This is a genomic window from Frischella perrara (assembly GCF_000807275.1).
Lineage (GTDB): Bacteria > Pseudomonadota > Gammaproteobacteria > Enterobacterales > Orbaceae > Frischella > Frischella perrara.
Genome location: NZ_CP009056.1, coordinates 701,883 through 725,296, shown reverse-complemented (window position 1 = coordinate 725,296; position 23,414 = coordinate 701,883). Strand labels below are relative to the sequence as shown.

General features: G+C 36.2%; 19 protein-coding genes. 6 read left to right on the top strand and 13 right to left on the bottom strand.

Going from position 1 to position 23,414, the window contains the following annotated elements; all coding sequences use genetic code 11:
• The first annotated feature begins 1,050 nt into the window (after window positions 1-1,050).
• A complete protein-coding gene (locus tag FPB0191_RS03125) occupies window positions 1,051-1,305 on the top strand; it encodes a YfhL family 4Fe-4S dicluster ferredoxin (protein WP_039103967.1) in 255 nt (84 codons plus the stop codon).
• Here the strand turns inward: FPB0191_RS03125 and ispH are convergent.
• The 5 genes from ispH to folE form a co-directional block, all read right to left on the bottom strand.
• A complete protein-coding gene (ispH, locus tag FPB0191_RS03120) occupies window positions 1,302-2,249 on the bottom strand; it encodes a 4-hydroxy-3-methylbut-2-enyl diphosphate reductase (RefSeq protein ID WP_039103965.1) in 948 nt (315 codons plus the stop codon). The two genes, FPB0191_RS03125 and ispH, sit on opposite strands and share 4 nt — an antisense overlap.
• A complete protein-coding gene (lspA, locus tag FPB0191_RS03115) occupies window positions 2,249-2,725 on the bottom strand; it encodes a signal peptidase II (protein WP_039103963.1) in 477 nt (158 codons plus the stop codon). Before lspA ends, ispH begins: the two co-directional genes overlap by 1 nt.
• A gap of 66 nt (window positions 2,726-2,791) precedes the next feature.
• Window positions 2,792-5,596 carry an isoleucine--tRNA ligase gene (gene ileS, locus FPB0191_RS03110; RefSeq protein ID WP_039103962.1) on the bottom strand — a complete coding sequence of 935 codons (2,805 nt, stop codon included), beginning with the start codon at window positions 5,594-5,596 and terminating at the stop codon, window positions 2,792-2,794.
• A 201-nt stretch (window positions 5,597-5,797) separates the two neighbouring features.
• Entirely contained in the window at window positions 5,798-6,736 is a 939-nt protein-coding gene (ribF, locus tag FPB0191_RS03105) for a bifunctional riboflavin kinase/FAD synthetase (protein ID WP_039103960.1), read from the bottom strand.
• Between the two features lie 92 nt (window positions 6,737-6,828).
• Window positions 6,829-7,488, bottom strand: a complete 660-nt coding sequence (gene folE, locus FPB0191_RS03100; protein ID WP_039103958.1) for a GTP cyclohydrolase I FolE — start codon at window positions 7,486-7,488, stop codon at window positions 6,829-6,831.
• Between the two features lie 189 nt (window positions 7,489-7,677).
• Between folE and bepA the strand changes: the two genes are divergently transcribed.
• Both bepA and FPB0191_RS03090 read left to right on the top strand, forming a co-directional pair.
• A complete protein-coding gene (gene bepA, locus FPB0191_RS03095) occupies window positions 7,678-9,129 on the top strand; it encodes a beta-barrel assembly-enhancing protease (protein WP_039103956.1) in 1,452 nt (483 codons plus the stop codon).
• A 20-nt stretch (window positions 9,130-9,149) separates the two neighbouring features.
• Window positions 9,150-9,866, top strand: a complete 717-nt coding sequence (locus FPB0191_RS03090; RefSeq protein ID WP_039103954.1) for a DUF554 domain-containing protein — start codon at window positions 9,150-9,152, stop codon at window positions 9,864-9,866.
• Window positions 9,867-9,953: 87 nt separating this feature from the next.
• Here the strand turns inward: FPB0191_RS03090 and FPB0191_RS03085 are convergent, their stop codons facing one another.
• Both FPB0191_RS03085 and rluC read right to left on the bottom strand, forming a co-directional pair.
• Window positions 9,954-10,604 (bottom strand): histidine phosphatase family protein, encoded by a 651-nt coding sequence (locus tag FPB0191_RS03085; RefSeq protein WP_039103952.1) that lies wholly within the window; start codon window positions 10,602-10,604, stop codon window positions 9,954-9,956.
• A gap of 66 nt (window positions 10,605-10,670) precedes the next feature.
• Window positions 10,671-11,642, bottom strand: coding sequence for a 23S rRNA pseudouridine(955/2504/2580) synthase RluC (gene rluC / locus FPB0191_RS03080; protein WP_039103951.1), 972 nt, complete (start codon window positions 11,640-11,642; stop codon window positions 10,671-10,673).
• Window positions 11,643-11,766: 124 nt separating this feature from the next.
• On the opposite strand from rluC, the gene dsbB reads away from it, so the two are divergent.
• From dsbB to FPB0191_RS03065, 3 genes are all read left to right on the top strand, one after another.
• Entirely contained in the window at window positions 11,767-12,306 is a 540-nt protein-coding gene (gene dsbB, locus FPB0191_RS03075) for a disulfide bond formation protein DsbB (protein ID WP_052236720.1), read from the top strand.
• A gap of 61 nt (window positions 12,307-12,367) precedes the next feature.
• Window positions 12,368-13,024 carry a bifunctional tRNA pseudouridine(32) synthase/23S rRNA pseudouridine(746) synthase RluA gene (rluA, locus tag FPB0191_RS03070; protein ID WP_039103949.1) on the top strand — a complete coding sequence of 219 codons (657 nt, stop codon included), beginning with the start codon at window positions 12,368-12,370 and terminating at the stop codon, window positions 13,022-13,024.
• A gap of 22 nt (window positions 13,025-13,046) precedes the next feature.
• Window positions 13,047-13,649 carry an XTP/dITP diphosphatase gene (locus FPB0191_RS03065; RefSeq protein ID WP_039103948.1) on the top strand — a complete coding sequence of 201 codons (603 nt, stop codon included), beginning with the start codon at window positions 13,047-13,049 and terminating at the stop codon, window positions 13,647-13,649.
• A 76-nt stretch (window positions 13,650-13,725) separates the two neighbouring features.
• On the opposite strand, the gene uvrB is transcribed toward FPB0191_RS03065, so the two are convergent.
• The 6 genes from uvrB to FPB0191_RS03035 all read right to left on the bottom strand — a co-directional run bounded on the left by uvrB (window position 13,726) and on the right by FPB0191_RS03035 (window position 23,396).
• On the bottom strand, window positions 13,726-15,729 hold the full coding sequence (gene uvrB / locus FPB0191_RS03060; RefSeq protein ID WP_039103946.1) for an excinuclease ABC subunit UvrB: 2,004 nt from the start codon (window positions 15,727-15,729) through the stop codon (window positions 13,726-13,728).
• Between the two features lie 415 nt (window positions 15,730-16,144).
• Window positions 16,145-17,602: a molybdate ABC transporter ATP-binding protein ModF gene (gene modF / locus FPB0191_RS03055; protein ID WP_039103944.1), complete on the bottom strand. Its 1,458-nt coding sequence runs from the start codon at window positions 17,600-17,602 to the stop codon at window positions 16,145-16,147.
• A gap of 276 nt (window positions 17,603-17,878) precedes the next feature.
• A complete protein-coding gene (gene birA / locus FPB0191_RS03050) occupies window positions 17,879-18,838 on the bottom strand; it encodes a bifunctional biotin--[acetyl-CoA-carboxylase] ligase/biotin operon repressor BirA (protein WP_039103942.1) in 960 nt (319 codons plus the stop codon).
• Window positions 18,822-19,973 (bottom strand): MFS transporter, encoded by a 1,152-nt coding sequence (locus FPB0191_RS03045; RefSeq protein WP_039103941.1) that lies wholly within the window; start codon window positions 19,971-19,973, stop codon window positions 18,822-18,824. Before FPB0191_RS03045 ends, birA begins: the two co-directional genes overlap by 17 nt.
• A gap of 93 nt (window positions 19,974-20,066) precedes the next feature.
• Entirely contained in the window at window positions 20,067-21,086 is a 1,020-nt protein-coding gene (murB, locus tag FPB0191_RS03040; RefSeq protein ID WP_039103939.1) for a UDP-N-acetylmuramate dehydrogenase, read from the bottom strand.
• 12 nt (window positions 21,087-21,098) lie between these two features.
• Entirely contained in the window at window positions 21,099-23,396 is a 2,298-nt protein-coding gene (locus tag FPB0191_RS03035) for a Tex family protein (RefSeq protein WP_039103938.1), read from the bottom strand.
• Between the last annotated feature and the right edge of the window lie 18 nt (window positions 23,397-23,414).

Sequence of the window (23,414 nt, the reverse complement as noted above, 5' to 3'; positions counted from 1 at the left end):
CGCCGACCTATAGCATTATATTTAGACAATAAAAAACCCCAGCCGATTAAGCTAGGGTTATATAATTACTTCTATGGCACTATACCTATTTTTTACTAAATGTTGGCGAGGTTGTCAACCCTTTGTTTTAATTTAATTTAATTCATTTTGCGTGTACGGTTCAATGCGTGATCTCATATTACTAATTATGGTTCTTGGTCGATTGAAATCAGGTGATATTAGTTGATTATTACGCGTTACATAATGCTCTGTTCTAGCAAGAATAAATTTAACTCCACGGTAATATTAGGTAAATATCTGGCGTGCTATGAATAACCCAAGAACAGGTGATTTAATTTTGTCGCAATCCATACATCAATTATCTTAATAAGTCGATTGTGAGTAATATCACAAAAACGTTTCTTTCAATAAAACCAACTTCACATTATTGACTCTGCACAAATAAGTAACGAAACTGTACTCATTAAATTTTTTCTATCCGCTTTCTACGCGAACTGTTTTCATATTCCTTTATAATATTATGTACTGGATCAGACTTTATACCCATTCAGCTATTAATAATATTTTTTGCTAAATCAGATGCATGGCTAAATACTCACCTAATTTATTCTTATAAGCGACCTATATTTAGGAAACTCGGCATAATAAGTAATCTTCTCTGACTAATTAAATTCAATGCATAAATAATTTTATTTTTCGTATTTTGAGTGCTGTGATTTATTAATGTATAATAGTAAGGTTTTTGTGGTAGTAACGCAGATTCTCATGTGTACGCTAGTATAAGCTAATTTACATGACTCCCATTTTACCCAAAGCAGTCAAATATTCATCGTTGCTAATGTTTATTGCCTTTTGCGTTAAAGTGTTAACCTTGACCCACTCCTTTATTTATAAAGCAATACAGGGCTGTGTTACACATGTAGGCTTTTACCTCAGCAAAAAATGGTGTGCGTTGCTGTTTTGTGTTACTAAATTAAGTTTGTAATTATGCGGAATTTAAAATGATTATAAATATTTGTTTTTACTTCTTAAAATGGATAAACCATTGATATGGCTTTAAAAATAACATCCAAATGTATCAATTGTGATATGTGTCAACCCGAATGCCCTAATGATGCTATTTCAATGGGATATGACACTTATGAAATCGATCCAAATAAATGTACTGAATGTGTTGGATATTATCCTCATTCAACTTGTCAAAGAGTTTGCCCGATTTCGAATGCAATTATTGTCGATCCTCAACATATAGAGACACCTGAAGAATTACACAAGAAATTCGAACAACTCAAGTTATCAAATTAACTCTCCCGAACCTCAATGCGTAACTCTTTAGGAATTTCAAATACGACATCTTCAATTGTGCCATTCATTTCCTCTAATGACTTATACCCCATCCGATTTAGATGGCGAATAACTTCACTAACAAGAATTTCTGGAGCCGATGCACCGGCTGTCACCCCGACAGCTTTGACATCCTTAAACCATTCGTCTTGTATATCTGAACTAAAATCAATCAGATAAGCAGTCTTTCCTTCGCGCCTTGCTAATTCTGCAAGGCGATTTGAATTAGATGAATTTTTAGAACCAACGACCAAAACAAGATCGCTATGTTGTGCTAAATCACGTACAACCATTTGTCGATTGGTTGTAGCATAACAAATATCGTTTTTACGTGGTCCGCGAATTTTGGGAAAACGATGTTTTAGCGCAGCAATAATTTCAGCAGTATCATCAACTGATAAAGTTGTTTGGGTAGTAAAACAAAGAAAATCCTCGTTTTTAACCTGTAATGTATTTACATCTTCGGCTGATTCAATAAGATAAATCCCACCTTGATCATTACTATACTGCCCCATTGTGCCTTCGACTTCAATATGGCCAGCATGACCAATTAAAATTACCTCTTCACCTCGATTGCTTGCACGAGCAACTTCCATATGCACTTTAGTCACTAAAGGACAAGTCGCATCAAAAACCTTTAATCCCCGCTGTTTAGCTTCGTTACGAATAGCTTTAGAAACACCATGGGCGGAAAAAATCAAAATAGCATTATCAGGCACATCTTTAAGCTCTTCTATAAAGATTGCCCCCATTTCCTTAAGACGATTCACCACGTATCGATTATGGACAACTTCATGTCTAACATAAATTGGTGCCCCAAGTAAATGAATCGCCTGTTCTACAATACTGATTGCCCTATGTACTCCCGCACAAAAACCTCGCGGGTTAGCTAAAATGAGCTTCATCATTTACTTCCATTTTTTGTTCTAAAATTACAAAATATATAAATTGCGATACCAATACAAATTGAACAATCTGCAATATTAAAGGTTGGATAATGCCAAGAGCCAAAATTCACATCCAAAAAATCGATAACAAAACCATGGTATAAACGATCAAATAAATTACCGATTGCTCCGCCTAAAATTAATGCTAATGCTGCATTTTCCAGTTTTTTACTATTACCATTTTTGTATAACATATAGATAATAAACAAACTAATTATGCCTGCAACGCCGATTAGTAATCCCCGTTGCCCCTCAAGTATACTAAAAGCAGCACCAATATTATGAACGTAAGTGATTGAAAAGAAAGGTAATAAGCGAATCGACTCATAAAGATGAAAATTATTATGAATCATTAACTTACTAGCAATATCTATCCCCAATATGGCTACTGATAATATTACCCATATTAAACCCAATGCCTTTTTTTGATTCATAGTATTTATCTCACAATAAAAAAGGCAAGATCAGCCTTGCCTCTATAATAAATATAAAATGTTTAATTATGCAAATCGACGAATTTCACCAATACCGTTAATATTAGTATCACAACGTTTACATAAATGCGTTGTTGGATCATTATCAACAGTATAGTGCCAACAACGTGGGCATTTATCGCCTTCCGCCTTAGTTAATGCAATCTTCAAACCGTTAATATCTGTATCAACGCTATTAGTTGCCTCAGATAAAGGTTTAACATGAGCCTGTGAAGTTAAAAGTACAAAACGTAATTCATCACTTAAAGATTGCAGCATAGTAAATAGATGATCATCAGCATATAAGGTAACTGCCGCTTCTAATGAACCACCAATTACTTTATCATTACGTCCTTGTTCTAATACTTTATTCACTTCACTACGAATATGAAGAATCTGATTCCAGTATTGGCTATTCATTTGTTCGCTTTCTGCTAATGAGAATAAGCCTTGATACCATTCATCAGCAAACACAAACTCATTGGATTTTTCACCCGGTAAGTATTGCCATACTTCATCAGCAGTAAATGATAATACAGGCGCAATCCAACGTACCATTGCTTGAGCTATATGATATAACGCAGTTTGACAACTATGGCGCGCAACACTATCACTTTTAGCGGTATATTGACGATCTTTAATGATATCTAAATAGAAAGATCCCATTTCGATAGAACAAAATTGCATGATACGTTGCACAACTTTATGAAAATCATAATTATCATATGCTTCAATAATCTCTGCTTGCGCTTCTTGTGCGACACTTACAGCCCAACGATCCAATACCACCATATCTTCTGGTTTCACCAAATCAGTTTTAGGATCAAAACCATTTAAATTAGCCAGTAAGAATCGTGCAGTATTACGGATACGACGGTAACTGTCTGCTGAACGTCTAATAATTTCTTCCGAATAAGCGATCTCACCAGAGTAATCGGTAGATGCAATCCATAGGCGTAAAATATCGGCACCTAATTTATTCATTACCTCTTGTGGTGTCACAATATTACCTAAGGACTTAGACATTTTACGCCCTTGACCATCAACAACAAAGCCATGTGTTAGTACTTGTTTATAAGGTGCTTTATTAGCGATTGCTGTTGATAACATCAACGATGACATAAACCAACCACGATGTTGATCTGAACCTTCTAAATACATATCAGGCGATTGACCATTAAATTCTGGACGCACACTGACGACAGAATAGAATGTTGACCCAGAATCAAACCATACATCCAAAGTATCTGGAATTTTACGATAATCATCTGCATCGGGACCTAAAAGATCTTTAATATCGGCATCCCACCAAGCTTGAATACCATTTTTCTCAACTAACTTCGCAACTTTTTCAATTAACTCTAAAGTGTTTGGGTGTAATTCATCTGTCTCTTTATGGACAAATAATGTCATTGGTACGCCCCATGTACGTTGGCGAGAAATACACCAATCTGGACGATTCGCTACCATTGATTCAATACGTGCTTGACCCCAATCCGGAATCCAACGAACTTGCTTAATTTCACCTAATGATTGTTGACGCAGACCTTGTTTTTCCATGCTAATAAACCATTGTGGTGTAGCACGAAAAATAACAGGTGTTTTATGTCGCCAACAGCAAGGATAGCTATGTTCAATATTTTCGAAATGCAACAATGCATCATGATTTTTAAGTATGTCAACTATAACCTTATTGGCTTTGAAAACAAATAAACCATCTAGTCCAGCACCTGTTCCCGGTAAATAACAACCATTTCCACCAACAGGATTAGCAACCTCTAAACCGTATTTTTGACTAACAATAAAGTCTTCTACACCATGACCGCCCGCAGTATGTACGGCACCCGTACCCGTATCAACTGTAACATGATCACCTAAAATAATAGGTTCATCAAAATCAAAAAATGGGTGTTTAAAGCGCAGTAACTCTAAATCACGACCTTTACAACTTGCTAAAACCTTCCATTCGCTAATTGCTGAACGTTCCATTACAGATGAAACTAAATCAGCAGCCAGAATTAAACATGCTTGCGCATTAATTTCTACCAATTGATATTCAACTTCTGCACTTAACGCGATACCTCGGCTAGCCGGCAATGTCCATGGTGTAGTAGTCCAGATAACGGCATAAATAGGTAAGTCAGTTTTGATGCCAAATTTATCGGCTACTGCTGAAGCATCTACGGCTTTAAATTTAACATCAATAGCTGGAGAAGATTTATCATAATATTCTACTTCAGCTTCTGCCAAAGAAGACATACATTCCGTACACCAATAGACCGGTTTGGCACCTTTAATAATATGACCATTTGCGACCACTTTACCTAGTGCACGAATAATATTAGCTTCGGTATCATAATTCATCGTAAGATAAGGCTTATCCCACTCACCAATTACCCCCATACGAATAAAATCAGCTTTTTGTATGGCGACTTGTGAAGCGGCATAGTCACGACAAATTTGACGAAATTCAGCTGGCGTAACCTTTTCACCCGGTTTCCCGACTTGCTCTTCAACTTTTTGTTCGATTGGTAAGCCATGGCAGTCCCAACCAGGTATATACGGAGAATCATAACCTGTTAGTGTTTTAGACTTAATAATAATATCTTTAATAATTTTATTAACCGCATGACCAATATGAAGTTTACCGTTTGCATAAGGAGGACCATCATGCAAAATGAAACTCTTCTTACCCTTTTTAGCTTCCCGAATATGACGATAAAGTTCTTTATCATACCAATTTTGCAACATCGCGGGCTCACGCTTAGCGAGATCGCCACGCATAGGAAATCCCGTTTCCGGCAAATTCAATGTGTTTTTATAGTCTGTCATGTGATTTAATTCCAAATTATTCTGACTTAGTTAATAAATTAAACTAGATTAAAAAGGTTGTTGAAAGTTAGCATGTTACTCACCGTTACGGCAATATAAAATTTGATTAGAATATACTTATTACAATCAAAGACATATCTAAATATTAAAATTATTATCAACAACATTAAATATAAGCAACGCTCACAGCTTTAGAACAAGTTACTGTGTAAATTTTGCCTGAATCTTTTTCGCTATGCAAACATCTTGTGCAATTTGTGCTTGTAACGCCTTTAATGAGTCAAATTTGATCTCATCGCGTATTTTATTTACAAATACTATTTCCAAACAATGACCATAGATATCTTGATTAAAATCAAATAGATTTACTTCTAAAATTGCTGTATTACCGGCTATGGTTGGTCGCATTCCGATGTTAGCAATCCCCCAATAATCATGCGATAGGGTGTTACCTTTTATTTTGACAAGATACACACCATGTAAGGCCGGCTTTTTACGGTTAAGATGAATATTGGCCGTTGGAAATCCTAACTGTCGAGCTAATTGATTACCATGAACAACACGCCCTTTTATAGTATACGGGCGTCCTAGTAATAACTGTGCTAAATTAAAATCACTATTTGATAAAGCCTGACGTACAGCTGTGCTGCTGACGCGTTGATGATTAATCACATAAGTTGGCATGCATGTTAATTGAAAAGAGAATTTATCCGCATAATGCTGCAATAGCGTTGTATTTCCTTGCCTATTTTGACCAAAGCAAAAGTCATCTCCAACTATTACATATTGTGCTTGCAAATTCTTAATCAAAGTTTGCTCAATAAATTGATCGGCACTCATACTAGCAAAACAACGATTAAATGATATTACGGCTAAGTAATCAATACCCAATGATTCAATTAAAAGATACTTTTCACGAAATGAAGTCAAGCGTGATGGTGCACGATCAGAGTTAAAAAACTCTAACGGCTGTGGTTCAAATAACATGACCACAGTAGGTAAATTCATTTCTTTACCAATTTGCTTTAAACGGGAAATCAATGACTGATGACCTAAGTGAATTCCATCAAAATTACCCAATGTCACAACACATTGATTTAAATGTTTCGATAAATTACAAAAACCCCGGATAATTTCCATTAATCTACTCTTTTACACCAATTTTAACTAAAATTTTCAATCATTTTAAGAACGCAGGATTATATCAAGAACCCTCATGAAGTGATAGCAAATCAATCATGTTTTAATGCTCTTAAAAACTCCTGCCGAGTGCTTGAATTCGTTTTAAAACCACCACCCAGTGATGTCGTGGTCGTGGTACTAGTAGCGTCTTTGATACCACGTGCTTTTACACAGTAATGCGTTGCATCAATAGAAACGGCCACATTTACGGTACCAAGCAGGGTTTGAAGTGCAACTAAGATTTGCTGTGTTAAACGTTCTTGTACCTGTGGTCGTTGTGAAAAGAATTGAACAATTCGATTAATTTTCGATAATCCAATAACCGAAGATTTAGGAATATAAGATACGGTAGCTTTACCATCAATTGTGACAAAATGATGTTCACAAACACTTGTCAATGTAATATCTCGTACTGTGATCATCTCATCGACTTGCATCTTATTCTCAATCAACGTAATTTTAGGAAAATTGCGATAATCAAGCCCTGAAAAAATCTCATCAACGTACATTTTTGCAACCCGGCGCGGTGTTTCAATTAAACTATCATCTGACAAATCCAGAGCCATTAATTGCATAATTTCCCGAAAATGGGCTTCAATTTTAACCTTACGCTCATGATTATCCATCATGTTACTACACATTGGTGTTTCTAGATTCCGTTCTTCTAGAGCAGCCTTAACTTTTTGTGCTTCAACACTCAATTCATTCATAATTCAACCAAATATAACTAAAATTTGAGCTATTATATACTGATGCATTCACAACTTGCAAAAAACTCAAGGTCTCTTTTCACGATTTTTTACTATGTGCCTTAACGAAGATTTGATAAGAAGCCATTCATCGCATTTTGATGATTTTTAGTATAAAATTACACCCAATATCATGTAGAGATTAGCGTCATGAAAAAATTTAGTATCCTTATCTTGGCAAGTCTAATGGCATTGCAATCATCATTAACTGTATCAGCTACCGACAATATCAATTTACCTAATATTGGTACCGCGGCTGTTGCCACTTTAAGCATCGGTCAAGAAATTGAAATGGGTGATTACTATACTCGAATGTTGCAAGGCAGTGCACCGATCATTGATGATCCCATGTTAAATGAATACATCAATCAACTTGGAAATCGATTGGTAGCTAAAGCGGATTCCGTACAAACCCCTTTTCACTTTTACATTATGCGAAGCAACGTTCTTAACGCCTTTGCTTATTTTGGGGGGAATGTGGTTATTCACTCCAAGCTCATTGCCAACACCGATACAGAAAGCGAATTAGCTTCCGTTATTGCACATGAAATTGGCCACGTAACTCAACGCCATTTAGCAAGAGCGATGGAAGCGCGTAACCAAAATAGTCCCTATGTTTGGGGAGCAACGCTTGGCTCTATATTATTAGCATTAGCCAATCCTGAAGCAGGTATAGCTGCCATAACAGGTACCATGGCTGGTTCCGCACAAAGCCAAATTAGTTTTACTCAAAGTAATGAACAAGAAGCGGATCGTGTAGGTATTCGAACACTGACTCGTGCCGGTTTTGATCCGCATGCATCAGCCGATTTCTTACAAAAGTTATCTGATGAAACACGCTTTATGTCTAAAGCGCCAGAGATTTTATTAACTCACCCATTACCTGATAGCCGGTTAGCAGATATGCGTAATCGTTCTAATCAAATTCCGCCTAAAAACATTAATTCATCATTAAGCTATTATTTAGCTAAAGCTCGTCTCGTCATTATGCTAGGGCATAATAAAAACGCAACGCAATTATTATTAAAAGACTATGGTAAAATTAATAACCCCCAAACGCGTATTGCAACAATTTACGCTGATGCTTTAATTAATTATAAAAACGATAATCTAACCAGTGCACGTAACAAACTACAACCGTTACTAAATAGTGATCCGAATAATACATGGTTTATTGATTTGATGACTGATATTGATCTAGCCACTAACAATAATGCTGTGGCAATTGATCGCATTTTAAAAGCCATAAAAAGCAATCCACAAAGCCATTCATTACAAATTAACTTGGCAAATTGTTATATTCAAGATAAGCAAAATGTTAAGGCAATTAGCTTATTACATCGCTACACATTACAAAACAGTCAAGATATTGTCGGTTGGGAATTACTCGAATTAGCTTACAAAGGACAACGCCAGCGTGCTCAAGAGATGTCTAGCAGAGCTGAAATTCTCGCCTTACAAGGTCAATTTGATCAAGCTATACGACTATTACAAAATGCGAAAAACATTTCTCAAAACAATAAAATGAATAGTGCGCGAATAAATGCACGTATTAGTGAAATAGAACAACTACAAAAACGCTACGCCGTTTATCAACGTTAAAATCGATAGAGTAAATAAAAATGATGTTAGGTCCAGTTATTAACAGCGCTGCTATTATTTTCGGCGGCATTATCGGTGCTTCATTAGGTAAATATCTACCTGCACGTGTACGTCAAGCTCTGCCAATGACTTTTGGTTGTGCCGCAATGGGGATTGGTGTAGTTCTCATAACTAAATTACAGACAATACCTGCGGTAGTGTTAGCTTTATTACTCGGTTCTTTGATTGGGGAATTATTACAACTTGAACACGGTATTGAGAAGCTCTCTACTAAATTACGTTACTTTTTTGACAAACCAAATGCCAAACAACCGCTACTTACTTCGCATGAAGATTTTATTCAGAAATATGTTGCATTAGTCGTATTATTTTGCGCGAGTGGCATGGGAATTTTTGGTGCGCTAACCGAAGGAATTATTGGTGATCCATCCTTGTTAATTGCTAAAGCGCTTTTAGATTTATTTACAGCAATCATCTTTGCCATAACTTTAGGTTATGCAGTTTCACTAATAGCTATTCCACAGTTATTGATTCAAGCAATCCTCTTTTATCTTGCTACGATAATTCAACCGCTTATTTCAAATACTATGTTTGCTGATTTCTCTGCTTGTGGTGGCATTCTAATGTTAGCTACAGGATTAAGGATCTGTAATATTAAATCATTCCCAATTGCTAATATGTTGGTTTCTCTTTTTCTAGTAATGCCAATTTCCACCATGTGGTTACATTTTAATTAATCGAATAAATATGATTAATTTATTTCCTTATAAAACAGAAAGGTGCCATTTGGCACCTTTTATCTTTAATTTTACAAATATCTAAAATTAATCGGGAATATGATTCACATCATTGAAATATTTAACGGTATAAGTCCCTTCATCACCATTACCTTGATAATTAACTAAACTAATACTCGTATTTAAAATACGCGGGAAATAGTTATCATCACGATGTTTACGCCAGTCTCCCCCATTTAATACACATAATAAAATACGCAGTGCCGTTGCATGAGAAACAATTAGGATATTTCCATTATCTGCCGGTGCATTTTTAACAATTTCATCTAAACTGCGTTGCATTCGATTCAACACATCAAGATATTTCTCTCCTTGATTAGTTTTTCCTTGATAATTTTCAGGATCCTTAAGATATTGCTGAAATTCATCTAATTTGACTAATTCAGGAACATGTTGACCTTCCCAAGCACCAAAATCCATTTCACTTAAACCGGCTAATGTCGCAGTTGGAGCAGAAACATTATTTTCAGCTAAAATGTAATCGCGCGTATCCATTGCTCGTGGTAAAGGACTAGAATAAGCTTGAATAAATGGGGTATTTTTTAAATATTCACCGGTTATTTTAGCACCTAAAACCCCTTTTTCTGTTAACGGTGAATTTTGTATACCTTGCATTCTATCGGCAATATTCCATTCTGTTTGTCCATGCCTAATTAGATATAAATTTAAGTTTTTCATATTGTATCCTTTTAATATCTTGAAATTCATCAATTATTGATCGTGCTAAATCTTATCTAAACATTTTTACTTCAGTTTATTTGCTCTTAAAACGACTAAGCAATGTTCTAGTGTTGAATCTAACGGTGCCGTCAATTGCATCACTTGTGATGTCTTAGGATGGACAAATTGCACATGACTTGCGTGCAAAAATAACCGATTTAACCCCGTATCCAACAATTGCTCATCAAAAACCTTATCACCATATCGATCATCAAACGCAATCGGATGATCAGTGTATTGAGTATGAACTCGAATTTGGTGGGTTCTTCCTGTAACGGGGCTAGCCTTGATTAAAGTTGCAAAACCAAAACGCTCCTCAACTTTAAAACGTGTTTCTGACGGTTTACCCTCTTGACTCACTTTTACAACACGTTCACCACTCTTTAAATGATTTTTGAATAAAGGCGCTTGCACTACTTTACACTTTGATGGCCAATCGCCTTTAGTCAGCGCGAGATAATCTTTTTGCATCTGCTTTAAACGTAATTGTTCATGTAACGATTTTAATGCTGAACGTTTTTTAGCGATGATTAAGATCCCTGAGGTATCACGGTCAATTCGATGCACTAACTCTAAAAATTTTGCTTGAGGTCTAAGCGTACGAAAAGCTTCAATAACGCCAAAACTTAAACCACTCCCACCGTGTACCGCTATGCCAGAGGGTTTATTAATAACCAGTAACTCATCATCTTCATAAATAATCGCTTTTTCTAAATTAGCGACCTTTTGTAATTTAGGGGAAAGATTCGTTTCAGCTTTCTCACTCACGCGCACTGGCGGAATTCTCAATTGATCCTGCGCTTTTAATTTGTATTCTGGTTTGATCCGTTTCTTGTTAACGCGTACTTCACCTTTACGTAAAATACGGTATATCATACTTTTTGGTACACCTTTTAAGTATGTGACAAGAAAATTATCAATTCGCTGACCTTCATTTTCTCTTGTAATAGCAACGAATTGAACCTGTGGCTGAAGATCTGAATCTGAACATTTCATAAGTAACTGTATATCCCACAAAAAATTAATTTACTTTGTTTTAAAATATAATTACACTAGTTTCTTAAAATTGGAATTATAGTTTTCTTAATAATTATAACGAATAACGGGAAAATAAAATAGTATGTTCAATTTATTAAACCAATTATCAAAAGGAAAAGTTACTTGGTATCTTTTGATCTCAACAGTAATTTTTTTTGAAGTGGGTGCTTTATATGTTCAACACCGTCTACATTATTCCCCAACATCACTATGCATTTATCAACGTCTCGCCTTAATTGGTATTTTATTTGCTGCAATAATTGGCTTCTTTGGATGTCGGCATAATTTATCTCGTTATGTTGCAATTTTTATTTGGGGATTAAGTGCTTATAAAGGTTTTGATGTAGCCTATCTGCAAGCCCGTTTACAATTCGCACCAAGTATCAATGATCGTTGCTCTTTCACTGTATCTTATCCTGGTTTTTTACCATTGGATGAGTGGATTCCTAGTTTTTTCGGAGCAGCAGATATTGCATGTGCTTCAAGATCATGGACTTTCTTAACCATTGATTTATCTCAATGGATGATCATTATTTTTGGATCATATCTGATTATGGCAGTATTAGTGTTGGTTTCTCAAGTTGTTAATGAATCATCACCCAACACAACGTGGCGGAAATAAAAGCGATTTTTCACAATTATTTTGCTAAAATATGCCAAATTTTAGTTAGTAAGTGATAAAAATGTTGTTGGAATACTTCCCTCCTACTGAACCGTGGTTATCGATCTTATATCAAGATGATCATATTGTTGTTGTAAATAAACAATCGGGGATTTTATCGGTTTCCGGTAATAAGCCTCAATTTCAAGATAGTATCATCTATCGTTTACAACAAAAATTTAGTTATGTCGAATCGGTACATCGCTTAGATATGGCAACTAGCGGTATTATGGTTGCTGCTTTGTCTAAGTTGGCCGATCGAGAAATAAAGAAACAGTTCCGTGAACGCATCCCCAAAAAACGTTATATTGCTAAAGTTTGGGGACATTTAGCACAAGATAGTGGTGAAATTGACATTCCCTTAATCTGTGACTGGCCCAATCGTCCGCGACAAATGGTAGATTATATAAATGGAAAATCAGCCTTGACCCATTATCATGTTATCAGTCGTCATGAAGATAATACGACTCGTGTTGAACTTCTTCCTTATACTGGCCGTTCACATCAATTGCGTGTTCATATGCAAGCCCTTGGACATCCTATTTTAGGTGACAAATTTTATGCAAATCCAGAAGCCTTTGCGATGGCTAAACGATTACTCCTTCACGCACAAATGTTAACTATTAACCATCCTAAAACAGGTGAAAGTATGACTTTTACTTGTGAACCGGATTTTTAAACCATTAATATAGGAATTTTCAATGAAAACAATTGTTCTCGGGACAAACAATCAAGGTAAAGTCAGAGAGTTACAAGAGATACTTACCGGTTCTGGATATAAAATAATTGCTCAAAGTGAATTTAATGTTCCCGATGCTGACGAAACGGGATTAACATTTATAGAAAATGCCATCCTCAAGGCGCGTCATACTGCCAAAATAACAGGATTGCCGGCAATTGCCGATGATTCTGGGCTAGCTGTTGATGTGTTGGGAGGAGCACCAGGGATCTACTCTGCTCGCTATGCAGGTGAGCATGGTAACGATCAACAGAATATCGATAAACTATTATCAGAATTAAAAAATGTACCAGATGAAAAACGTCATGCTTATTTCTATTGTGCATTAGTTTTTATGCGTCATGCTGATGATCCGACACCATTAATCTGCTTAGGGAAATGGCATGGTAAAATTCTACATAGGCAACGAGGTGAAGGCGGTTTTGGATATGATCCTATATTTTATATACCCGAATTAGATTGTTCAGCAGCTGAACTCAGTCATGAACAAAAAAGCCAAATCTCACATCGAGGACAAGCTTTAAAACAACTATTAAAACAATTAAACATGACAACTATAGATTAATTTGAATAAAAAAGACGGCGAAATATTTCGCCGTCAGTTAATCAATCCATCGCTATGAATAATCGTTTTATAAGATTTAGGACAAACTTATAAAACTACTTCTTAACTGCTTTATCTCATCCCTCAATACACCAGCACGCTCAAATTCAAGATTCTTAGCAGCTTCGTACATCATAGCCTCAAGTTCATTTATACGAGCTTGAACGTCTTTAACTGACATATGCTCATAATTTTTGCCTGGTTCAAACTCTTTAATTTTACTGGTTGACTTTTTAGTACTTAATCCTGCTTCTAATATATCAAATATATCTTTCTTGACTGAAGTCGGTGTTATACCATGTTCAGTATTAAAATCTTCCTGTTTTTTGCGACGTCGCGCGGTTTCATCCATCGTTTTTTGCATTGCAGGCGTAATTTTATCAGCATATAAAATAGCTTTTCCATATTGATTACGCGCAGCCCTTCCCACTGTTTGAATCAATGAGCTAGTAGAACGTAAAAAACCTTCTCTATCGGCATCTAAAATTGCAACTAAAGACACTTCAGGGATATCCAAACCTTCACGTAATAAGTTGATACCCACTAAAACATCAACTTCCCCCAATCTTAAGTCACGAATAATTTCCATTCGTTCAACAGTATTAATATCTGAATGCAAATATTTCACCTTTACATTATGTTCAGATAAATAATCCGTTAAGTTTTCTGCCATTTTCTTTGTCAACGTTGTAACTAATACCCGTTCTTGTTTTGCAATTCGTTGCTTAATTTCTGATAACAGATCATCAACCTGAGTAGCGACGGGTCGCACTTCAATAATCGGATCAAGTAAACCGGTCGGTCTAACAACCTGATCAATAACTTCAGAACCCGATTTTTCTAGTTCATATTTACCCGGTGTTGCCGAAACATAAATAGTTTGGGGCATAATTTTTTCAAACTCGGTAAACTTCAATGGTCGATTATCTAATGCCGATGGCAAACGAAACCCATAATCGACTAATGTAAGCTTACGCGAACGATCGCCGTTATACATCGCCCCTAACTGTGGAATACCCACATGTGATTCATCAATAAACAGCAAGCCATCGGCAGGTAAATAATCAAATAACGTCGCCGGAGGTTCCCCTGCTTTACGCTGTGCTAAATATCGAGAATAGTTCTCAATACCTGAACAATAGCCTAGTTCTGTCATCATCTCAATATCAAACAAGGTACGTTGGGTTAAACGCTGTTCTTCAAGTAAACGATTTTCAGACAATAAGATCTTCTGTCGTTCGAGCAGTTCTTGCTTAATTTCAGCAACTGCATTATCTAAAATATTTCTTGGCGTAGCATAATGAGTTTTTGGATGCACCGTTATCCGTGGTAACTCACTCACAATACTTCCCGTCAATGGATCAAATAAAGCGATTCTTTCCACTTCATCATCAAATAATTCAACTCGAACCGCGAGTGTGTCTGAATCAGCCGGAAAAATATCAATAACATCGCCTCTAACCCGAAACGTACCCCGGCTAAATCCCATATCATTGCGTTTATATTGCATATCAGCCAAACGATTCAAAATCGCACGTTGATCGGTAATCGTTCCTTTAGAAAGATGTAAGATCATCGCCATATAGGTTTCTGGTGCCCCTAAACCATAGATTGCCGACACGGAGGCAACGATCACAACATCGCGTCTTTCCAATAATGATCGGGTTGCCGATAATCTCATCTGCTCTATATGCTCATTAATTGATGAATCTTTCTCAATAAAGGTATCCGTGCTAGGAACATAGGATTCTGGCTGATAATAATCATAATATGATACGAAATACTCAACCGCATTTTCAGGAAAGAAAGCCTTCATCTCCCCATATAATTGAGCAGCAAGCGTTTTATTTGGCGCAAGGATCACGGTTGGACGATTATGAGTTGCGATCACGTTTGCCATTGTGAACGTTTTACCGGATCCTGTTACTCCCAATAATGTTTGATGAGCTATTCCATCCTCTAAATTTTGATTTAACCTTTTAATTGCCTCTGGTTGATCACCTGCCGGTTTAAAATCAGAACACAATTTAAAATCTCGCATATTGTTTACCTTAATTTAATATCAATAAAACCTATTAATAAAAATTATCCCCAAAAGGACTTGACCTTTTTAATTTCCTTATATATGTGTGAAAAATTTAAAAATTAAGTTAAATAAACCGTTAACTCACCTCTTGATTTATTATAACTATTTGATTTATTTATAGTTTTTATTTTGTGCCTAGATTCTAAACAACCTAACGCAAAGCTAACAATTTCTATAGGTTAGCGTGCTTATCAATAATCTGTTCACAGAGTTATCCACAGACTAAGGGGATAAAATTATAAATAAGGGCAAACACTGTATTTTCAAGACTCACAAGCCTCATGATTAAAAAAATATTTTCGTAAGTATTTAATTTTTATATCTTTTTATCTATTTATAATTGTCTGATCAATAGCATAGATCAAATGTACTACAATTGATCAAATCGATAATGATAATGATTTTGATCCATTTGCTCGAAAGTTAAGCGATTAGTAATACAATTTGGTGCATCTTCAACATGATGTGAAACGAACATTAATTGACTATTTCCGGATTGAATTAATAGGTCAATCCATCGTTTTACTAATTCGCGATTTAATTGATCTAACCCTTGCAACGGCTCATCTAAGATCAACAATGTAGGATGTTTAACTAATGCACGAGCAATCAAAACTAATCGTTGTTGTCCCCATGATAGGGTTTGAAACGGTTGATTAGCATGTGAGGTCAGATTTAATAACTTTAACCACTCGTCAGCGAGCTTGTGTTGTTTATCACTGGTTGCGTTATATACACCAATTGAATCAAAATAGCCAGAAAGTAACACATTTTTTACACTTGCACTGACCCGATAATCCATATGTAAACTACTACTAACATAACCAATATGCTTTTTAATATCCCAAATTGTCTCACCACTGCCGCGCCGATAACCAAACAAGGTAAGATCATTACTGTAACCTTGTGGATGATCACCTGTGATCAAACTTAATAATGTTGATTTACCCGCCCCATTAGGTCCAACTATTTGCCAATGCTCACCGGCATTCACTTGCCAACTTAATCCATCGATAATTACACGATCACCATATTGAATATGACAATTATTTAAAATCACTCGCGGTAAATCATCGGCTAGTACTGTAGGGGATTCATCCGGTTCAGGTAAATGTTCATCATATGAGGATTCAATATTTGATAACGCACTAACCACTTCATCATGTAGAATTGCCTCTCGAGATCCAGTTTTTACTAATTGACATTCTACTAATAATCCAACTTTTTCCACAAAATTGGGGATATCATTAATTCGATTAAGCACTAAAATCAAGGTTAATCCCTGCTGTGATAAGGATGCTAATAGTTCGGCTAATTGATGCCGAGATTGTACATCCAATCCATCAAACGGTTCATCTAAAATCAAAAGATCGGGTTCTGACATTAAAATTCGGCACAGTAAGGTTTTACGTGTTTCACCTGTAGATAGGTATTTAAAACGTTGTTCTAACAAATGCGCGATACCAAATTGCTGGGCTAATTTTAAACATAATGCTGTATTCGTGACTTTTTCTTGGATCATTTGCTCGACGGTTAGACCTGTATCATCCTCCCCTTCACTTAGCATATCGGTATTGTTTCGATTCCATTCTTGTTCAACAATTTTCTGTAATTGTTCAAATGAAATATGTTCAATCTTGTTAAAAAAATTATCTGCTCTACCTTTTAATATTTGTTGCTCATTAGCCAACGCGCGGACTAGCGTTGATTTGCCACTACCATTACTACCTACAAAAGCCCAGCTTTCATTAGGATTAATGACTAAGTGCGGGATACAAAATGTTTTGAAATCGCTTATTTTATAGGTTGCATTATCAATGTTTAGCATTTTTTATTTCCTCTCTTTAATAGCTTAAAAAGCTACCAAAATAATTCATTATTTGCTTACTGAAAAGATCGTGTAGAGCACCATGATTTAATTAATGAAATGAATTTGACAATATTAACAGCTTTAAGATAGTTATTTTATTTGATCCCAATAATACCTCTTAAAAAGCCATTGATCCTCTGATAAAGAGCAAATGGCATTATCATACATTAATACTCAAATTTTAAAGGCGGTAAACACTTATTATAAATATCCAAAGGCTTTGTTTTACATGCGTTAATCATCCGCCCGTAAAGAAATTTCGCCACCAATATAAGGTGTAATTTGACCATCTTGTTCAAGTAATAAAGCTCCTTGTTGATTGATACCTTTGGCTATGCCGTGAATAACCTTATCCCCAATCAATAATTTTACCGCACGGTTATTAAAGTTATCTAATGACTGCCATTGTTCAATAAAGGCGCTTAATCCCTGTTGTTCAAAACAAATCATTGCTTCGCGTAATTGTTGCAATAATGTGGCAACTAATAGGTTACGATCTATATGACCTAGATTTTCCCATGCTTGGTTAACAATCTGGTGATCAGGATTATGCATGGCTAAATTAATTCCCATACCAATCACAACATGGGCAACATCGCCCGTTTTACCAGCAATTTCAACTAATATTCCCGCTAATTTCTTATCGTTCAAATAAAGATCATTTGGCCATTTTACTTTTATCTGTTGACCGGATAATTGGCGAAGTACTTTTGCAACGACGATTCCAACAGCAAGACTTAATCCCATTGCAGCAGCAGGACCTTGTTCTAAACGCCAGTAAAGAGAAAAATAAAGATTGCTACCAAAAGGAGAAAACCATTGCCGCCCACGACGCCCTCGACCTGCTTGCTGATACTCTGCTACACACGCATATCCCGACGGCAATGTGTCTAATTTACTTAATAAGTATTGATTTGTTGAATCAATAATGGGTAATACTTCTAAATCTAACGGTTCAATGGATGGATAATGTTGTTTAATTTTACTGATATTCAGAAGATCAAGCGGTTGCGCTAATTGATAACCCCGCCCTTGTACAGAGATAATATCTAATCCCCATTGTCTGATTAACTTAATATATTTATTTATACCTGCCCGAGTCATACCAAATTGACTCGCTAACGCTTCGCCTGAATGAAACTCTCCATTAGCTAATAACTCAATTAGTTTAAGAGGATTAGATAGATCGCGCATCTTTACTCCGTTTATTTATGAATAAATCCTTTGCCAGCAACGCGGCATAATACATTGAAATCACTACAAAGCTAATAAACAAGTAGTGAATTCCTCCGATATCCATTACCAAAGCAATAATGGCTGGCGCTATTAAGCTACCTATAGTATTCACTAATAACATTGTTTGATTCATTGTAACAATATCTTGTTTTCTTACTGTCTGACACGCCCAAGCCATAGAGATTGGGTATACAGTATAAATCGTCGCTCCAAATAATATTGTGGCAAAAATGGTAAATTGATGAGTAATCAATAATAGACAAGCAAAAATGGCAATGATCATTTCAGCGAATAACAATCGCAATTTACCATATCTATCAGCAAACCACCCCATCGGAATTTGGGCAACTACACCGGATAAAATCAATAAAATTATCCAGTTTGCTACCGCACTATCATCATAATTTAAATAAGAATAGTAAGCAGGTAAAAGTGAGTAAATAGAACCAATGATCATACCGGCAACCACACATCCCATTAATCCTAACCGCGCAGGTTTATACAACAACATCGGCATCAAATTAAAACTACTCTTTTTCTTTTTCGGTAATTTATAGTGCGTAAGTAAAATGAAAAAAATAGCTAACGCCATTAGGGTGGCAATAACTAAACCAAAATAAAGCACGTCTTTAGGAAAATAACGTAATAATGCTTGACCAAAAACGGTACCTAAATAGTAGGTAGTCATGTAAATGGCTAACATTTTACCACGATTATGTGCGCTTCCTGTGACTAAAATACAACTTTCAACAATTACCCAAGTCACCGCACATGCCACACCAATAAGGAATCGCCAAAATGACCAACTATAAGCGTCCATTGATAAACTTAAGCCTAAAGTGGCTAAAGCAAAGATTAAACAAACATAACTATATGTTTTTCTAGTATTAAATTTACTGATAAGCCAATTAGCAATGAATGTTCCGACTAAATTTCCTACAAAATAACTCGAACCAACTAAACCAATTTGAAACAAAGAAAACTCATTATGCTTCAACCAAAGGGGAACTTGAGTATTTAGAGTCGATAAAGAAATAGTGACAAATAATAAACTAACCAACAATATTGGAAATGAGTAAGAACGATGAACCATATAGATATCTCTAATATAAAAAATGCATAATTATTAATGCCAATCATAGTGCGAAAATGTCGCATAGCATTGATTGGCATAAGTTCGTTCTAGTTATTGAGACAACGATTGATCAGCATTGATTTCTGCTGTGGCACCAATAAAACGAATTTCTGGTGATAACATCACGTCAAATTTATGTTGAACGGCATGTTTAATAAAACGGGCTAAATTAATGACATCTTGCGATGTGGCATGCTGCTTATTTACTAAGACTAACGCCTGTTTATCATGTACCGCCGCCCCCCCTAATTGATAACCTTTCAAACCGCATTGATCAATCAACCAACCCGCTGCTAATTTTACCTGTCCATTACTTTGCGGATAACAAGGCATATTCGGATACTGCTGTAAAAGAACCTCAGCCTGTAATTGTGATACAACAGGATTTTTAAAGAAGCTACCACCATTACCTAAAACTTCAGGATTAGGTAGCTTAGCCAAACGAATGGCACAGACTTTATCGAAAATCAACTTAGCATTTACGGCATTTGGATCAAATTGGGCAAGTTCACCATAATTAATAATCGGTTGCCATTGTTTAGCGAGCTTTATTCCCACTTTTACAACCACATAACCCTTAAGATAGCGTGATTTAAAGATACTATCACGATAGCCATATTCACCATCGGTTACTCGAATGATATGACCGCTATCAAGTTCAAGCAAATCCACGTAATCAGCGACATTCTTAAATTCAACGCCATAAGCGCCAATATTTTGGATTGCTGCTGAACCAACACAACCCGGAATCAATGCCAGATTTTCTAAACCTGGCATACCCTGCTCAATCGTTAACTTAACGAGTTGATGCCAAATTTCACCTGCACCGACGCTCAAAAACCATGCATCAGGCATTTCATTAATAGTTATGCCAGTAATGCGATTAATAATCACCATACCGGCAAAGTTTTCGGTAAATAACGTATTACTGCCTTGACCTAAAACCAGTATGGGTAATCCTTTCGCTTGCGCCTCATGATAACTTGCTAATAATTGTTCAATGCTAGCAACTGTAATCACCGATTTAGCATAAACAGGTAAGCGAAATGTATTGGGAATTGGATAGTTCATATTCCAGCCTTATTATTTTTTCTTAAACGCCGCCGCAAACGCATTACCCATAGCATTATTGGTAACGAGTGATGCTTTCGTTGGATTAGATTGCGACTTTTTGCGTGGCTGATCACTCGCTTTATTGGCATTTCCAGTCTGATCATTTAATCGCATAGATAATGCAATTCGTTTACGTGCAATATCAACCTCAATCACTTTTACTTTTACAATATCACCTGTTTTCACAACAGTGCGAGGGTCTTCTACGAATTGATCAGATAAAGCAGAAATATGTACTAAACCATCTTGATGTACCCCAATATCAACGAATGCACCAAAATTCGTTACATTTGTTACCGCACCTTCCATAATCATTCCAATTTTCAGATCATTCATGGTTTCGACATTTTCAGTAAATTGTGCAGTTTTAAATTCAGGTCGCGGATCACGTCCGGGTTTGTCCAATTCTTTAATGATATCGGTCACCGTAGGCACACCGAAATGCTCATCAGTAAAATCATTGACCTTTAAAGAACGTAATAAAGCACTATCGCCCATAACATCTTTCAATGGCTTATTGACTGCGGTTAATATTTTTTCTACAACGGGATATGCTTCAGGATGCACTGCCGAAGCATCAAGCGGATTCTTACCATCCATAATACGCAAAAATCCAGCACATTGTTCAAACGCTTTCGGTCCTAAACGTGACACTTTTAATAGCTGTTTACGATCAATAAATTGGCCATTGTCATTACGATAGTCCACAATATTTTGGGCAATCACCTTATTTAATCCCGCAATACGTGCTAATAACATCACAGAGGCCGTATTTAAATTAACACCTACGGCATTAACACCATCTTCAACAACCGCATCGAGTTTCTTTGCCAATTGTGTTTGACTTACATCATGTTGATATTGACCCACACCAATTGATTTAGGATCGATTTTAACCAATTCGGCTAATGGATCTTGCAATCGGCGTGCGATTGAAACTGCCCCACGCAACGATACATCCAAATCGGGAAATTCCTGCGCAGCAAGTTCGGATGCTGAATATACCGAGGCACCTGCTTCACTTACAATTACTTTCTGGGCTTTTACTTCTGGGTAGCGTTTTTGTATATCAAGATAAAAACGCTCCGTTTCACGTGAAGCAGTTCCATTACCAATTGCAACTAACTGTACTTGATATTTAAGGCAAAGCGCTGCAACTATCATGGCAGCTTTGTCTGCCTGCCCAGTATGTGGGTAAATTGTCTCAGTCGCAACAAGTTTACCTGTTGCATCAACCACCGCAATTTTCACTCCCGTACGTAAACCTGGATCCATGCCCATTGTGACTTTCATGCCTGCTGGTGCTGCCATTAACATATCATGCAAATTAGCAGCAAACACATTAATCGCTTCTTCTTCCGCACGTTCTCTTAACGTAGTCATTAAATCCGTTTCCATGTGCATAAGAATCTTAATTCGCCATGTCCAATTAATGACAGCTTTGCGCCATTTATCTGCTGGTTGATCATTGAAATGAATATTAAGATGTTCAATGATAATCTGTTCACAATAACTCTCTTTAGGCGGTTCTTCGGAAAGCGGATCGGCATTTAAAGACAGTTGTAAAAATCCTTCATTACGACCACGGAACATTGCTAATGCTCGATGTGAAGGTACTTTTGAGATTAATTCATGATGATCAAAATAATCTCTAAATTTAGCCCCTTCCTCTTCTTTTCCTGCATTAACTTGGGAAACTAAATGGGCATTATGCCATAAATAATGGCGAATTTTCGCCAATAATGCGGCATCTTCGGCAAACCGTTCCATTAAAATATATCGCGCGCCATCTAAGGCTGATTTGCTATCTAGTACATTTTTATCTTGATTGATATATTGGGAAGCTTCTATTTCAGGATCTACGTTAGGTTGTTGCCATAATGTATCTGCCAATGGCTCTAAACCCGCTTCAATAGCGATTTGTCCACGCGTACGTCGTTTTGGTTTATAAGGTAAATAGAGATCCTCTAACTCTGTCTTATTTAAGGTATTACTAATAGATTGTTCTAATTCTGGTGTTAATTTACCTTGCTCAGCGATTGATTTTAAGATCGTTTGTTTACGATCATTTAATTCGCGTAAATAGCTTAAACGACTATCTAATGTACGTAATTGTGTATCGTCAAGCCCACCTGTCACCTCTTTGCGGTAACGAGCAATAAAAGGAACTGTACTCCCTTCATCTAATAAAGTTATGGCTGATAAAACTTGTTCTGGTTTTACGGTTAGTTCACCCGCTATAATATGGCTAATTTGCGTATTTATCATAATATGCTAGTCTTAATT